General features: G+C 41.2%; 14 protein-coding genes. 7 read left to right on the top strand and 7 right to left on the bottom strand.

Annotation, left to right across the window (positions count from 1 at the left end):
* Positions 1-37: 37 nt before the first annotated feature.
* The 6 genes from D7322_RS05330 to D7322_RS05305 are packed head-to-tail and all read right to left on the bottom strand — an operon-like array spanning position 38 to position 6,266.
* Positions 38-1,213 (bottom strand): RsmB/NOP family class I SAM-dependent RNA methyltransferase, encoded by a 1,176-nt coding sequence (locus D7322_RS05330; protein ID WP_121121970.1) that lies wholly within the window; start codon positions 1,211-1,213, stop codon positions 38-40.
* A 7-nt stretch (positions 1,214-1,220) separates the two neighbouring features.
* Positions 1,221-2,504, bottom strand: coding sequence for an ABC transporter substrate-binding protein (locus tag D7322_RS05325; protein WP_121121967.1), 1,284 nt, complete (start codon positions 2,502-2,504; stop codon positions 1,221-1,223).
* Positions 2,461-4,011 (bottom strand): glutamine-hydrolyzing GMP synthase, encoded by a 1,551-nt coding sequence (gene guaA / locus D7322_RS05320; RefSeq protein WP_121121966.1) that lies wholly within the window; start codon positions 4,009-4,011, stop codon positions 2,461-2,463. Before guaA ends, D7322_RS05325 begins: the two co-directional genes overlap by 44 nt.
* A gap of 42 nt (positions 4,012-4,053) precedes the next feature.
* Complete coding sequence (pyrF, locus tag D7322_RS05315; RefSeq protein WP_121121964.1) at positions 4,054-4,890, bottom strand: orotidine-5'-phosphate decarboxylase; 837 nt, start codon at positions 4,888-4,890, stop codon at positions 4,054-4,056.
* Between the two features lie 19 nt (positions 4,891-4,909).
* Positions 4,910-5,503, bottom strand: a complete 594-nt coding sequence (locus D7322_RS05310) for a TlpA family protein disulfide reductase (protein ID WP_121121961.1) — start codon at positions 5,501-5,503, stop codon at positions 4,910-4,912.
* A gap of 19 nt (positions 5,504-5,522) precedes the next feature.
* On the bottom strand, positions 5,523-6,266 hold the full coding sequence (locus D7322_RS05305) for an RluA family pseudouridine synthase (protein ID WP_121121959.1): 744 nt from the start codon (positions 6,264-6,266) through the stop codon (positions 5,523-5,525).
* A gap of 83 nt (positions 6,267-6,349) precedes the next feature.
* Between D7322_RS05305 and panB the strand changes: the two genes are divergently transcribed.
* The 6 genes from panB to D7322_RS05275 all read left to right on the top strand — a co-directional run bounded on the left by panB (position 6,350) and on the right by D7322_RS05275 (position 13,649).
* Complete coding sequence (panB, locus tag D7322_RS05300) at positions 6,350-7,165, top strand: 3-methyl-2-oxobutanoate hydroxymethyltransferase (protein ID WP_121121957.1); 816 nt, start codon at positions 6,350-6,352, stop codon at positions 7,163-7,165.
* Positions 7,166-7,174: 9 nt separating this feature from the next.
* Positions 7,175-7,777, top strand: a complete 603-nt coding sequence (locus D7322_RS05295; protein ID WP_121121955.1) for a hypothetical protein — start codon at positions 7,175-7,177, stop codon at positions 7,775-7,777.
* An 85-nt stretch (positions 7,778-7,862) separates the two neighbouring features.
* On the top strand, positions 7,863-8,018 hold the full coding sequence (locus tag D7322_RS05290; RefSeq protein ID WP_121121953.1) for a 30S ribosomal protein THX: 156 nt from the start codon (positions 7,863-7,865) through the stop codon (positions 8,016-8,018).
* A 170-nt stretch (positions 8,019-8,188) separates the two neighbouring features.
* Positions 8,189-9,250 carry an efflux RND transporter periplasmic adaptor subunit gene (locus D7322_RS05285; protein WP_121121951.1) on the top strand — a complete coding sequence of 354 codons (1,062 nt, stop codon included), beginning with the start codon at positions 8,189-8,191 and terminating at the stop codon, positions 9,248-9,250.
* 6 nt (positions 9,251-9,256) lie between these two features.
* Positions 9,257-12,340: an efflux RND transporter permease subunit gene (locus D7322_RS05280; protein WP_121121949.1), complete on the top strand. Its 3,084-nt coding sequence runs from the start codon at positions 9,257-9,259 to the stop codon at positions 12,338-12,340.
* A 7-nt stretch (positions 12,341-12,347) separates the two neighbouring features.
* Complete coding sequence (locus tag D7322_RS05275; protein WP_121121947.1) at positions 12,348-13,649, top strand: TolC family protein; 1,302 nt, start codon at positions 12,348-12,350, stop codon at positions 13,647-13,649.
* A gap of 70 nt (positions 13,650-13,719) precedes the next feature.
* Here the strand turns inward: D7322_RS05275 and D7322_RS05270 are convergent, their stop codons facing one another.
* A complete protein-coding gene (locus D7322_RS05270; protein ID WP_172394354.1) occupies positions 13,720-13,986 on the bottom strand; it encodes a hypothetical protein in 267 nt (88 codons plus the stop codon).
* A 324-nt stretch (positions 13,987-14,310) separates the two neighbouring features.
* Between D7322_RS05270 and D7322_RS05265 the strand changes: the two genes are divergently transcribed.
* Complete coding sequence (locus D7322_RS05265) at positions 14,311-15,036, top strand: acyl-[acyl-carrier-protein] thioesterase (RefSeq protein WP_121121945.1); 726 nt, start codon at positions 14,311-14,313, stop codon at positions 15,034-15,036.
* The last annotated feature ends 36 nt before the right edge of the window (positions 15,037-15,072 follow it).

Genomic DNA, 15,072 nt, shown 5'->3' with positions numbered 1-15,072 from the left:
AAAGAATAAGCTCTTCGATATTTCAAGGCCATTCTGCTTATTTTTTGATCAACCGGGAGACAAACATACTATCTGCTCTTTCCTTATAGCCATCCAGGCAACGCATGCTCTCCAGTTCAAACCCCAAATTATTTAAGATGTAATCCACCACCTCTTCATTCTCAGCTTTAAATATCGAGCAGGTAATATAGATCAGTGGCTTCCCCTCTTTCACATAACCGGCGACGTGACTTGCAATTTTCTTTTGCAATGTGCTAAACTCCTCGATCTTGACGGTTTTGAACTGCCGGATCATCTCTGGTGTGCGCCCCCAGGTCCCGGAACCCGTACAGGGGGCATCCAATAATACCCCGTCAAATTTTTCATTGCCCAATATGGGATATGGGTCTTTTGTCAGGTCCAGTATTTTCTTTCGGTAATGCTTAATTCCAGCCAGGTCAAATCGCTCATCCAGATTTCGAAGAATGCTCATACGAAGATCCGATACCAATAGGTTTATCGAGGGACAGGCATCCATTAACAAAAGAGATTTACCACCAGATGCTGCGCAAGCATCCCACCAGAATTCCCTTTCCCCCGGTTTCATAAATGCAAGTGTACGCTGCGATGATAGATCCTGCACTTCAACAAGTCCTTCCAACGTGGAAAATCGCTGCAATGAGGTACCATTCGCTAAAGCGACAGTCTGATCGCCCAATTCATGATAGGGAATCCTGTTTTCGTCCAAAATCGCATGTACTATTTTATTTTTACCTCTTTTTATTCGAATATAGAGATGTGGTTGTACCAGTTGGCTCTCCAAAAAAAGTTTGGTATCAATCTGGGGCGAAAAATATGCAGTAAATGGAAATAGATCCTCACTTTTTAGTAGTCCTTCAGATTCTAGAAAAGCAATCTTTTCCTCTATGGATAAACCCAGCTTTTCAAGATATGCAGGTTCAAGTAAGTTAACCAATGGGCTGTCTTTTTCACATAAAAACTCAGCAAGGACCAGTCGTCGCTGCTGTGACAACTGTGGGGCCGCTGCTCCCAAACGAAAATAGTTATAGCACAAACGGGAAGTAGACTTTCGATCCGAGGATCCCATCTGTTTATTTTCCTTAAAAAAAGCCGTCAAATATCGTGAAAATGGCTGATCTCCCTCAAAGCCATCCATTGCACGCTCAAAATTACGTATTTGTTGGTAAATACGTTTTTCAGTAAATTCAGCCATTCAAGGATTATTTTCTTTCAAATTTCCTGTTGTGATAGACCATTATCCCTAAAGCTCTATTGGCATAGCCCCATTTTGGATAAAACTCAAATTTATAATCGCTATTGAGCCCTGAAAATTTTTCCTGCGTGATATGACTTACATAGTCAATACCATATTTATGGAGCAAACGCCCAAAATAAACAGCTGCATCATAGCCCTTATAGGAAAACTCTGAAGGATCGACTTTATACAGCAATTTATAATTTGCTATAAACTTTCTCGTATCACCATCCGATTCATCGGCCAGGCTCGAAGACGTAATCGTCAAGCCATAGAAGTCCATATTTTCAAAATTTTCGAAAGAAAGCTTCGAAAAGTTTGGATGTCCATACAATTTAAATTGATTACTGGGGTTCAAGAAACGCTCATCCATAGCATCCAACAATCCTTTGACGAGATTCTTATTCGCAGTTCCCGACACAACATGATTCGTACCTGCGAGTACAAGACTATTATTGAGTTCATTGATGCTCATCACTGTTTTTATCTTTGCCTGCGCATTTGCCTTTGTAACTTCATTGGCAAAATTAACCAAAAACTGTTTGCTCTCATCATCACCGGCATCATAGATCAAAATCTGATCGCCAGTATAATACTGGTCGGCAATGTATTTTGCCAAGGTTTCAGCATGCGTCCGTATCGACGGTGTCATGGACACAAGGTTGGGCAGGCTAAATTCTGAAGCCATCGTTGCTGCCAATGGAGAAACCTGAAGAACATTTTTGTTGGCAAAAGTCTGCGCAAAACTTCGAATTTCCCTTGGATAGACAGGCCCGACAACAAGCGCGGCATCCTTTACTGCCGCCGCCGTTCCCAATGACGCATTATAGGCAACATTATCGCGCGAGTCGATAACCTGCAAATCAAAAAGCATTCCGTCTTTAGCGATCTTATCCAGTCCTAATTGAAAACCTTGGTAAAAATCCAGTGCCAGAGCAGAACGCTCGACATCTTCTGTAGTCACCGTTTTAGCAATACTATTTAATTCAAACGGCAAAAGTAGTGCAATTTTATTGTTCTTAACCGAATGGCCATTTACATTTTGCACATCACCTACCTTTATGGCAGGCTTATCTTTCTCACTGTTTGGTTTAGTGGCATCAGTTTGCTGTTCGCCCCGACTAGAAGAGGGCGAACGCAATACTGTGCTTTTTTTGGTTGTACAACTCGATAAGCATAATGCCACGAGTGCTGCAACCCATATTTTATTCCCACTCAATCGTAGCGGGTGGTTTTGAACTGATATCATATACAACTCTGTTAATTCCTTTCACATGGTTGATAATTTCATTTGAAATTTTTGCCAACAGGTCATATGGTAGATGTATCCAATCTGCAGTCATCCCATCAAGCGATCCTACAGCTCTTAAACTCACGACATGTTCGTAAGTACGTTCATCACCCATTACACCAACTGAACGTACAGGTAAAAAGATCGTACCAGCTTGCCATACTTTATCATACCAACCGGATTCTTTCAAATTATTGATAAAGATTGCGTCTGCTTCCTGAACAATTCTTACTCTTTCCGCAGTAATATCACCTAAAATACGAATGGCCAAACCCGGTCCCGGGAATGGATGTCTGCCCAAAATCGCCTGATCTACCTCTAATGCCCTACCAACTCTTCTAACCTCATCTTTGAATAACGTCTTCAATGGTTCAACAACTTTCAACTTCATAAAATCAGGCAAACCGCCTACATTATGATGTGATTTTATGGTTGCTGAAGGTCCTTTAACCGAAACCGATTCAATAATATCAGGATAAATTGTACCTTGCCCCAACCACTTGGCTTCAATTCCTTCTGGTAATTCTTTTTGAATTTCCTTCGCAGCTTCGTCAAACACATCAATAAAGGAATTACCGATGATCTTACGCTTCTCCTCAGGTTCAGAAACGCCTGCCAAACGACCATAGAATAAGTCTTTTGCATTAATTCCCTTAATATTTAAACCCATATTTTTGTAAGAATCCAATACTTGCTCGTATTCATCTTTACGAAGCAAGCCATGATCCACGAAAATACAATGTAATTTCTGTCCGATTGCGTGGTGTAATAAAACTGCAGCAACAGTAGAATCTACACCACCGGATAATGCCATGATCACATGGTCATCACCCAGCTGTTCTTTCAATGATGCTACGGTTGTCTCCACAAATGCATCTGGAGTCCAGTCCTGCGTGCAACCACAGATCCCGACAACAAAATTTTTCAATAAAATGGCACCATCCGTGCTGTGTGTTACTTCTGGATGAAACTGTATACCATAAGTACGTGTGCCTTTTACCTGGTAAGCTGCTACGCGTACTTTATCTGTACTGGCAATGATATCAAAGTTTGCCGGCACCTCCTTAATCGTGTCGCCATGCGACATCCATACCTGAGATTGTACGGGTACGCCTGCCAACAATTCATTTTCACTATTGAGAAATTGCAGATTTGCACGACCATATTCACGGATTTCAGATGGCAGTACATCTCCACCCGATTTTTGAGCAATATACTGTGCACCATAACACACTCCTAAAAGAGGAAATCGCTCCTGAATAGCGAAAAAATCAATTTGAGGCGCATCCTCTTGTCGAACCGAAAAGGGGCTTCCGGAGAATATAACTCCTTTCACAGATTCGTCAAAATCTGGCAATTTATTAAACGGGTGTATCTCACAATACACATTTAGTTCTCTGACACGTCTTGCAATTAATTGCGTGTACTGAGACCCGAAGTCTAGAATGATAATTTTTTCTGGCATGCTGCAAAGGTAAGTATTACGAATGAATTATTAAATGTCAAATCAGGAAATAATACCTGCTTTTAGCAGTTCAATTTCCATCTCTTTTTGTAATTTCAAGGCTTCCTCACGCGCGCGTTCCGCAAAATCACGTCCTTTTGAAGCATATATAATTCCTCTGGTACTATTCACCAGCAAACCACAGTCTTTATTCATCCCATATTTGCATACATCTTCTAACGAACCGCCCTGTGCACCTACCCCCGGCACCAATAGGAAATGCTCCGGTGCATGTTGACGGATCTTAATAAAACCCTCTCCCCTTGTTGCACCCACAACATACATTAAATTGTCTATATTTCCCCAAGTACTTACTTTATCAATGACCTGCTCAAATAACTGAAGCCCTTCCTTATTTTCAAAATTTTGAAAGTCCAGGCTGCCTTCATTCGATGTTAATGCCAGTACAATAGCCCACTTATCCTTGAAATCCAAAAACGGTGTGACCGAATCTTTCCCCATGTAAGGAGCAATGGTAATACTGTCGAATCCCAAACCTGAATTTGACTCATCAAAAAATGCCATTGCATAACGGCCTGAGGTATTTCCGATATCGCCACGTTTGGCATCAGCGATACTAAAACAATCTTTCGGCAATGCAGCCCAGGTTTTTTGAAGAGACTGCCACCCTTTTAGTCCATAACATTCATAGAAAGCAATATTTGGTTTATAAGCGACGCATAAATCAGCTGTAGCATCTATAATTGCTTTATTAAAACTATAGATCGGATCCTCATCATCCAACAGGTGTTCAGGAATCTTAGTAAGGTCTGTGTCCAATCCGACACATAAAAACGAACGTTTCTCTTTGATTTGATGAATAAGTTCTGCTCTGGTCATGCTAATATATAGATCGTAATTATTTATTGATTAAATCTTGAATAAAAGTTGCCACATCCGGTTTAGAATAATCGGCCATGCCCTCATGTCGTGTAGCCAAGTTGCCGTCCTTACCCAAAATAACTGTACTTGGAATAGACTCCGAAAGCCACTCTTTCGGGATATCACTGTTCGGATAGCTGATGGGTAAAGTTAGCTTTTCGTTTTTGACAAAAGCAGCTGCCTTTTCCTTATCACCTTCTATCTCTACAATTAAGAATACCACATTGGGATTGTCTTTGAATTTATCATAAAGCACATTGATGGAAGGCATTTCCGCGCGGCACGGCCCACACCAAGTTGCCCAAAAGTTGATAAACACTACTTTGCCTTTTAAATCTGCTACAGATACCGTTTCGCCCAAATGATTCATAAACGTGACGCCCTTACCAACATTCTCTGTCCCCGAACTGAGAGGCTCTGCAACCTGTTGTGGTACTTCCAATTTCGGTTTAAATAAACCGATCTTCATCAACAGCTGTTGAAAATAACTTCTGCTTGTCGGCCATATCAATAAACCAATGAACAGCACAAACACAACATTGCCAATTATCTTTTTTGTTTTTGGATTCATAAATAAGATTTACGGCAGGTTAAGAATCAAATTTATCCAACAGCTTCAGCAAAGTTGCAAAATCTTTCGGATAAGGTGCCTCAAATACCATTTGTTCACCATTCAATTCAAATTCAACATGCTTGGCATGCAAGGCAAAACGTTTCATAATGGGTTGTTCTTCTTCATCCTTGGACAAAGTATAGCCTCTTTTCTTAATTTGTGACAGATAAACAGGTTTTCCGCGGTACATGCTATCCCCTACGATTGCAGCATGCTGTGTAGCCAAATGAATACGGATTTGGTGCATGCGCCCTGTAATCGGTTTACACGCTACTAAGGTATAATTCTTATAATATTTAAGGGAATTAAAGATGGTTTCCGCAGGCTTGCCATTTGCGCGGTCAATGGATACATTTTTATTGCCTAGGTTTAAAATAGGCAAGTCGACGACAAGATCGTTAAAAGTATGCGTGCCGCTGATAATAGCATGGTAGACCTTATTGACTCTGCGCTTTTCAAAAGCGATGGAAATCGAACGGTAGGTTTCCGGATTTTTCGCGATCAACAAAATACCTGAAGTCTCCTTATCCAAACGATGGCAGACTTGAGCGTCAGCATGATATTTCTTTGCCAAACGGAGAATATTAATCTCTCCCCCCTCCCTTTCGTCCAAAGAAGCGACAAAAGGAGGTTTATTTATAACAATCAAATTTTCATCCTCATAGATTATTAATTCTGAAAATTTGGGAAATTTAAATAGACGGGTTTCATTCTGTATCATTTGACAAAAATACAAAACACAAGGCAGAATATTGGCCAATGTATGATAAAAACCTTACTTTTGGGTTTACAATATAAGTTAAGATGTCTGTAAACAAAGAAATAAAAAGAGTAAGCACAGCAATGCTTCAAGCAATGAAAGAACGTCAGGAGAAGATTTCGATGCTGACCAGCTATGACTACTCCATGGCCAAAATGGTAGACGGTGCCGGTGTAGATGTTATTCTAATCGGAGATTCTGCTGCCAATGTATTTGCTGGCTATGAAACCACCCTACCCATCACGCTTGACAATATGATCTACCATGCAGCGGCCGTTGCACGGGGCACAGAACGCGCCATGGTCTTGGCAGATTTACCTTTTGGTAGCTACCAGGGTTCTGCAAACGAAGCCTACAAGGCCGCTGTACGCATGATGAAAGAATCCGGCGCACATGCTCTGAAATTGGAAGGCGGTCTTGAAATTATTGAAAATATCAAAAAGATTATTTCCGGCGGAATCCCAGTATGTGGACATCTGGGTTTAACACCACAGTCCATTAACAAATTTGGAAATTTTGGTGTCCGTGCCAAGGAAGAACAAGAAGCAGCCAAACTTATTGAAGATGCACTGGCTCTACAAGAAGTGGGCTGTTTTGCCATTGTATTGGAGAAAATTCCTGCAACTTTAGCCAAAACGGTAACCGAAAAATTGGATATTCCAACAATCGGAATAGGTGCAGGTGCCGATTGCGATGGCCAGGTATTGGTCATTAATGACATGTTGGGGATGAATGCGGATTTTAAGCCAAAGTTTATGCGACATTTTGCCAATCTTCACGAGCAGATTACAGCAGCAGTGAGCAATTACGTTGCTGAGGTCAAGGCTGTCCAATATCCAAATGCAGAAGAACAATATTAACAAAGCGTCATGAAATTGTTGATTGTTGGACTAATTCTCCTAGCTTCTTATCTTCTGATCCGGAAAAAATTTAATTTTTCCGGATCAGAAGACATAAATTCCAAAAATTTAAAATCGGGCTTCCAATTGATCGAAGCGCCCGCTGCACTCATTCAATCCACCCTCAAGAAAACACTCTCCAATGCCCTAATGGGCGTGGTCCTTATTCTCATCACAGTATTGCTCTTTGTCAAAATTAAGATTGTATTGTTTTTGCTTCCAATCGCCTTTTTTTTAATTGGGTACCTCTTTCTTTTCAATAATCACTTCAGCAAGATCAAGAGCCAGCAGATCTGGTTTAACACCAAAACAAATGAGGTTTTTGTGGAACAGCTTCGTGCGGATAATTATACTTTCAATATTTTCCGGGACATTCAGGGCGTACAACAGGTTGAGTCCATTCAGACCACCAGAGGTCTGCTCTATGGTTATTATCGGATCAAATTAAAAGATCACATCCTGGAGATCCCTTATCTGTTAGCAGAAAATAAACCAGCCAATAACCTTTTCTTTGAGACCATCAGCCAAAACTTTAAAATAGACATACAGAAAAGAATTTTCCCAATCATTTAATATTAAGTAAATTGCAAATCCAAAAGGAATATGGTATATTTAAACTTATCAATAATGTATTGTTAAAACCAAAATATTTTATACTATGGGAAAAGGTGATATCAAAACCAGAAGAGGAAAAATATCAAACGGTTCTTTTGGAAAAAGAAGACCACATTTATCGAAAGCTTCCATTAAACCAAAAGTAGATGATTCGACGGAAAAAAAAGTCGAAAAGAAAACAGTCAAAGCGAAAAAATAATAAGCATAAAGCTAGAACAAGTTTCTAGCTTTTTTTATAGCCAGCATATTGCACCATCAACGGATAGATGGTTGTTCTGTATTGTAAAATCCTTTTGACAACCGGTTTCATCATTAGAATAAACCTATCTTTATCCGTCAAATCAAAAACCACATAAGGACTATACCACAATGAATAAAAAAACGACCATCTACATCCTTCTAGCCTGTGCTGTTATCGGAGGTGGATATTTCCTCATAAATTCAAAAAAAGACAAGAAAGAAAGTGGCCAATCTACCGTCAAAAAAGATGCTCCTGTCGCTGCACAGGCGATTATCGCAAAATCATCTGTAGCAGATCGGTCCATTAATTTGTCCGGAAGTATCGATGCCGAAGAAAAGGTTGAGATCAGAAGCGAGGTCAGTGGTCGAATTACAAAAATTTACTTTTCAGAGGGCCAACGTATCCAACAAGGACAGCCGTTGATCAAGATTGATGATATTGAACTTCAGGCACAACTAAAGCAGGCTCAGACAACAAATCAGCTTAATGCAGAAAATGAGCGTAGGGCAAAACTGTTACTTCAGAAAGGCGCAATCAGTCAGGAAGAATTTGATATCGCCAGTGCAGCGTTAAAAACTGCACAGGCGCAAATCCAGTTGATTCAGGCGCAGATTTCCAAGACAACCGTGCGAGCACCATTCAGCGGCATGATCGGCTTAAGAAACATTTCAGTTGGTGCAATCGTCTCATCGAATACCCTGATCGCAAATTTGGTCAAAGACAATTCGGTCAAGATTACATTTGCTATCCCTGAAAAATACAGTAATATGGTCAAGTTAAATGCCCCCGTCGAATTTAGTGTTGCCAATGACCCAACAGTCATCAAAGCAAACATTTATGCGATCGAACCTGAAGTATCCCCAGACACCCGCACATTGACTGTTCGGGCACGGACAGCGAACGAACAGGGTCGGCTTCGGGTAGGATCTTTTGTCAATGTTATCCTGCCGATTGAAGTAGAAAATGATGCAATCGCTATTCCGACCGAGGCGATCGTCCCGGTTCAGGACGGAAAAAAAGTATTTATTCTGGAAAATGGGCTGGCAAAAGAAACCAAAGTTGAAACCGGGTCCCGTACGGATAAAGAGATAGTCATCTTATCCGGAATAAGTGCCGGGGACACGGTCCTGACAACTGGCGTTCTCGCATTAAAAGATGGAGTGAAGGTTAAAGTTTCACTAGCTAACTAACTGTACATGAATTTATCTGCCGTTTTTATAAAGCGCCCCGTTTTTACCATTGTTGTCAATATTACAATTATTCTATTTGGCTACATTGGCTTTAGTTTTCTGGGCGTTCGTGAATACCCTTCCATTGATCCGGCCATCGTATCGGTCCGCACCAACTACGCCGGTGCCAATCCCGATATTATCGAGTCCCAGATCACTGAACCTCTGGAAAAGGCGATCAACTCCATCGATGGAATTCGCAACATATCCTCCTCGAGCAATCAGGGATCGAGTAATATTACAATTGAATTCGATTTAAAGAAAAATCTGGAAGAAGCTGCCAATGATGTGCGTGACAAAGTATCGCAGGCTGTCAGAAGCCTGCCTCAAGATATTGACGCCCCTCCTGTTGTATCAAAGGCAGATGCTGACTCCGATCCGATCATTACGCTTACCCTACAGAGTGAAACCAGAGATAAGCTTTCACTGAGTGATTATGCTGAAAACGTTATTTCCGAAAGGCTACAGACCATTCCCGGAGTCAGTAGCACGCAAATTTACGGTCAGAAACGTTATGCTATGCGCCTCTGGCTCAATCCCGACCGAATGGCCGCTTACGGTATTACCGCTTCCGATATCCGGACCGCATTGAACAACCAAAACATTGAACTCCCCTCCGGTAAAATTGTTGGTAACACCACTGAATTAACCGTAAAAACAGTTGGCAACCTTTCCACACCCGAGCAGTTTAACAACATCGTCCTAAAAGCAGATAGCACACGGCTGGTCAAATTTATTGACATCGGCCGTGCTGAAATTGATGCTGAAAATTTAGAGACAAAAATGGTCAGCAACGGTAAACAGCTAGTCGGTGTGGCCGTTATTCCTCAACCGGGAACAAATTACCTGGAAATCGCCGATAATTTTTACAAGATGCTGGATCAGATGAAAGAGGATATCCCTCAGGATATCAGCATCAATATCGCTTCTGACAATACCAAATTCATCAAAAAGTCCGTTGTTGAGGTAGCAGAGACCTTACTGATCTCCATTATATTGGTTACACTGATCATCTATTTTTTCTTCCGTGACTGGGGAATAGCTCTACGGCCCTTATTGGATATCCCCGTATCCCTGATCGCAACTTTTTTCATCATGTACATTTTTGGGTTTTCGATCAATGTGCTTACCCTACTGGCGATTGTTTTGGCAACAGGACTCGTCGTGGATGACGGAATTGTCGTCACCGAGAATATTTTTAAGAAGGTTGAAGAAGGCATGTCTCCTATTGAAGCTGCTTTAAAGGGGTCAAAAGAGATTTTCTTTGCGGTCATTTCCATTTCCATCACACTTGCTTCTGTTTTCTTACCAGTGATATTTCTGGAAGGCTTCGTTGGTCGCCTGTTTCGTGAATTCGGAGTGGTTATCGCCTCGGCCGTGCTGGTATCGGCCTTTGTTTCCCTCACCTTGACGCCCATGCTCAATGCTTACCTGATCAAAGGTGGAGGCCATAAAAAGACCCGCTTTTATGAATGGACCGAACCCATGTTCGTGAAAATGAATAAGGGTTATGCCAATAGCCTAGATAAGTTCATGAAGTTCAAATGGATTAGCTTCCCAATCTTATTGGTCTGTTTTGTCATTATCGGAGTGATCTTCTCTTCCATCAAAAAAGAAACCGCCCCTTATGACGACCGGAGTAGCATTATGGTCAATGTCACAGGCCCCGAGGGAGCCACTTATGAATATATGGACCGTTATATGCAAGAACTGGACAATCTCGTTTACGATTCCATTCCGGAAAATAAGATTAGTTTAAATATCACCTCTCCGGGTTTTGGTGCCAGTTCCGTCAACTCCGGACGGATTCGCATGACCCTGATCGATCCAGAAGAACGTACAAGGTCGCAGGATGATGTTGCAAAAGAGCTGACCAAATGGACAAAAAAATACGATGGCGTGCGTGTCAATGTTTCGCAGACACCAACCATTTCCATGAACCGTAGAGGCGGTTTACCGGTACAGTATATTATTCAGGCACAAAACTTTGAAAAGCTCCAGGAGAAGATTCCGGAGTTTATGAATGAAGTGAATAATGATCCTACATTTTCAACAACGGATATCAACCTGAAGTTTAACAAACCCGAACTTCATGTCGAAATTGATCGTTTAAAAGCCTTGAGTATGGGTGTGTCCGTACTCGATGTCTCTCAGTCACTTCAGCTGTTGTTAAGCGGTCAGCGTTTCGCTTATTTTATGCGTGACGGAAAGCAATATCAAGTAATCGGACAGGTGGAAAACGATAGGCGGGCCACGCCAACAGATCTAACTTCAATTTATGTCCGCAATAATATAGGACAGCTCATACAATTGGATAATGTCGTCAATGTCAAGGAAAAAAGCAGTCCGCCACAACTTTACCACAATAACCGTTACATGTCAGCTACCGTTTCCGCCGGGCTTGCACCCGGTATGAGCATGAGCGATGGCATCGCTGCGATGGACCGTATCAAGGAGAAAGTACTGGATCAGAGTTTTACAACTGACCTTAGTGGCGAATCCCGCGATTTTGTGGAAAGTAGCTCAAATACCCTATTTGCGTTTGGGTTAGCCCTGTTGCTGATTTATTTGATATTGGCGGCTCAATTTGAAAGCTTCCTTGATCCATTTATCATCATCCTTACCGTGCCGATGGCAGTAGCCGGTGCCCTGATCAGTTTATGGCTATTTGATCAGACCTGGAATATATTCAGCCAGATCGGAACCATTATGCTGATCGGTCTGGTGACGAAAAACGGTATTTTAATTGTTGAATTTGCCAATCAGATGCGAGAAGAGGGTATGGAAAAATTTGAGGCCATCATGCATTCGGCCGAGTCTCGCCTAAGACCTATTTTAATGACCAGTCTAGCCATTGCGCTAGGCGCCTTGCCAATTGCCATGTCCCTTGGCGCCGCCTCGACAAGCCGTATTGGTATGGGGGTTGTTATTGTAGGCGGTACCATATTTTCGTTGATACTGACCTTGTTCATTATCCCTGCAATCTATTATATGTGGTCAAGGCCCAAAAAACACAGACCTGAATTTGATAACATTAAAAGCTACGAATAGATCAGACATGAAGAGAAATATAATCATCGCAATGTTGCTTAGCTTCATCCTGTTTCAAGCCCGTGCGCAACAAGTATTAACGCTGGAGGAGGCTTTAACAACCACCCTGAGCAACAACTTCAATATCCTGTTGGCAAAAAATGACAACAAAATAGATATCGAAAATACAAGTCTCGGTAGTGCCGGAATGCTCCCTGCCGTCACCGGAAGCTTTAGCCGGAGCAATTCTATTCAAAATTCCCGTCAGGTAAGGAATGACGGACAAGTGCAGCAAATCTCCAACGCCAAGAATGACAACATGTCCTATGGAGTCAATCTTAACTGGACAGTATTTGACGGATTTGGTATGTTTGCCCGCCGCGATAGATTCAAAGAAATACAGCGCCAAGGTGAAGCAGAAATCAAATTTGAAGTGATCAGTCAGTTAAGCGAGGTCATTGCCACTTATTACAACCTGGTACAACAAAAACGTTTATTGAATGCCTTAGACACGACAATTACCCTATCTCAATATCGGGTCACTTTGGCCGAAAACCGTCTGGAAATCGGAAAGGGATCCAAATTGGATCTATTGAATGCAAAAGTCGACCTAAATACAGATCAGACCAATTTACTCCGGCAACGCGAGAGCTTTCAAAATACCAAGACTTACTTGAATCAGCTAATGACTCGCGACCTGGGCATAGATTTCCAGGTCGAAGATGAGATGAAACTGGATACGGATCTTAAATTGGGCGATCTGATCCAGATAGCTGATCAGCAAAATCCACAAATCCAATTGGCACTCATCAACAAAAGAGTCGCTGAACTGAATCTAAAATCCGTCAAAGCGGAACGTTATCCCAAAATCGGACTGAATACCGGGTATAATTGGAATGAATCCCACTCCTCATTGGGTTTCTCGACGGAAAACAAAAATAAAGGGCTTAACTATGGTGTGACTGCTTCACTGAATATTTTCAACGGGTTTATTCAAAACAGAAATGAACGAATCGCGAAATTTCAGATGCAAAGCACAGAAATACAGATACAGCAGCAAAAACAAAACATACAGGCACAAGTTCGGACACTCTTTCAGACCTATATTACCAATATCGAATTGGCGAACGTAGAAAAAAAGAACGAAGAACTCGCCAAAGAAAATCTAAACATTACCATGGATAAGTTTCGTATCGGAACGATTACGACCCTGGAAGTAAGGACAGCACAGTTAAATTATATCAATGCAATGACCAGGAGTTATACAGCCCAGTACGACGCGAAAGTTTCAGAAATACGTCTGAAGGAACTCACTGGCGAAACCTATTAACTACAACAGACAATCCTTTCAGGATGAATTGCCAAGAGAAAGGCTCCTACGAATGTAGGAGCCTTTCTTATTAATAGTCAATTGCAATAATCGACCGAAGCGGGATTAATACCCCACTTTTAATCTGGATATATCTATCGGTTAATGACCACACTGTGGTTTCGATACGCTTTGGTCCGGAATCTGTTTGAAAGGCTATTTCAGTTTTGGACTTAAATTCATTTCCCAACCGAAGGGCCCCTTTCAATTTATCCATAAACGTCGCGGACTTATCTTCGCTCGCAGGGATAAATTTAAATTGAGGAATTTCCTCTTTAGCTATTAGTTCTCCAACCATAATATTAGCATTTAATGTGTAAATTTAATGTTTCACGCTACACCTGATATAACGCGATAAAACCAATCTTATTTTATTATTTTATGCCATTGGCTTATTTAAATCTACCTAATCTGGTGATAATAATCAATTAAATAATTGAAAACTATCATTTATTTTACAATAAAAAAACGATTGGCGGTTTTCGCTTTTTTGTTTTGTTAATGCTTGAAATTTATCATGCGATACAATATTATCTGAATATCTTAAAATTATGTCATTTCATTTTGATTTAAGAGACCAAATCAGTCATATTGCCTAATTTTGCAAAAAATAAAACAACAGATGGAAAAATCAGTCTTTGAGAAAAACTGGGAAATTTATTTTACACAATGTTACTCCAATGGTCGTATCCGTTTCTCCGACTTATCAAATATTCTTCAGCTTACTGCTGGCGAGCATGCGACTAATATCGGTTTCGGTTTTAAGGAAATGGCCAAACACAACCAAACCTGGGTGCTCAGCAGAATGCGTATTGAAATCAACAGACTGCCCAAATGGATGGACATTGTTCAGGTAAGAACGTGGATACAGGAACTGGAAGGTGCGCGCTCTACGCGTAATTTTGAAATTCGGGTAAATGGACAAGTATATGTTACGGCCACGAGCTATTGGGCGGTGATCAATACCGTTAAAAGAAGTTCTGAGGATCTGGCCATTTCTACAGATGATTTTACAACTTATCCGGATCGTCCTGCGACACAACGGCCTTTCTCCAAATTGGATATTTCTCAATCTGTCAAAAATATTGATCAATATAGCGTCAAGTTATCCGATCTTGATATTGTCAACCATGCCAATAATGTCAGGTACCTGGACTGGTGTATGGATAGGCTGCCAATCGAACTGGTTCTGACAAATCAGATCAAATCGCTGGAGATGAACTACCTCAGAGAACTTCGTTATAATGACACTGTTGACATTAATGGGGATTCGACCGACAAGGGCTATTTCATGTCCGTCACAAAACAACAACGTATTCATTTTGCACTGGAGGTAGAGATAAAATAAAAGTGGAGGCTTGGGCCTCCACTTTTATTTTATACA

The organism is Sphingobacterium puteale, from assembly GCF_003627955.1.
Lineage (GTDB): Bacteria > Bacteroidota > Bacteroidia > Sphingobacteriales > Sphingobacteriaceae > Sphingobacterium > Sphingobacterium puteale.
This window is presented reverse-complemented; position numbering and strand designations above follow the sequence as displayed.

Bases quoted from the DNA above. Each gene is read 5' to 3' on its own strand.
- D7322_RS05330 (WP_121121970.1), bottom strand. From the start codon at position 1,213: ATGGCTGAATTTACTGAAAAACGTATTTACCAACAAATACGTAATTTT.
- D7322_RS05325 (WP_121121967.1), bottom strand. From the start codon at position 2,504: ATGATATCAGTTCAAAACCACCCGCTACGATTGAGTGGGAATAAAATA.
- guaA (WP_121121966.1), bottom strand. From the start codon at position 4,011: ATGCCAGAAAAAATTATCATTCTAGACTTCGGGTCTCAGTACACGCAA.
- pyrF (WP_121121964.1), bottom strand. From the start codon at position 4,890: ATGACCAGAGCAGAACTTATTCATCAAATCAAAGAGAAACGTTCGTTT.
- D7322_RS05310 (WP_121121961.1), bottom strand. From the start codon at position 5,503: ATGAATCCAAAAACAAAAAAGATAATTGGCAATGTTGTGTTTGTGCTG.
- D7322_RS05305 (WP_121121959.1), bottom strand. From the start codon at position 6,266: ATGATACAGAATGAAACCCGTCTATTTAAATTTCCCAAATTTTCAGAA.
- panB (WP_121121957.1), top strand. From the start codon at position 6,350: ATGTCTGTAAACAAAGAAATAAAAAGAGTAAGCACAGCAATGCTTCAA.
- D7322_RS05295 (WP_121121955.1), top strand. From the start codon at position 7,175: ATGAAATTGTTGATTGTTGGACTAATTCTCCTAGCTTCTTATCTTCTG.
- D7322_RS05290 (WP_121121953.1), top strand. From the start codon at position 7,863: ATGGGAAAAGGTGATATCAAAACCAGAAGAGGAAAAATATCAAACGGT.
- D7322_RS05285 (WP_121121951.1), top strand. From the start codon at position 8,189: ATGAATAAAAAAACGACCATCTACATCCTTCTAGCCTGTGCTGTTATC.
- D7322_RS05280 (WP_121121949.1), top strand. From the start codon at position 9,257: ATGAATTTATCTGCCGTTTTTATAAAGCGCCCCGTTTTTACCATTGTT.
- D7322_RS05275 (WP_121121947.1), top strand. From the start codon at position 12,348: ATGAAGAGAAATATAATCATCGCAATGTTGCTTAGCTTCATCCTGTTT.
- D7322_RS05270 (WP_172394354.1), bottom strand. From the start codon at position 13,986: ATGGTTGGAGAACTAATAGCTAAAGAGGAAATTCCTCAATTTAAATTT.
- D7322_RS05265 (WP_121121945.1), top strand. From the start codon at position 14,311: ATGGAAAAATCAGTCTTTGAGAAAAACTGGGAAATTTATTTTACACAA.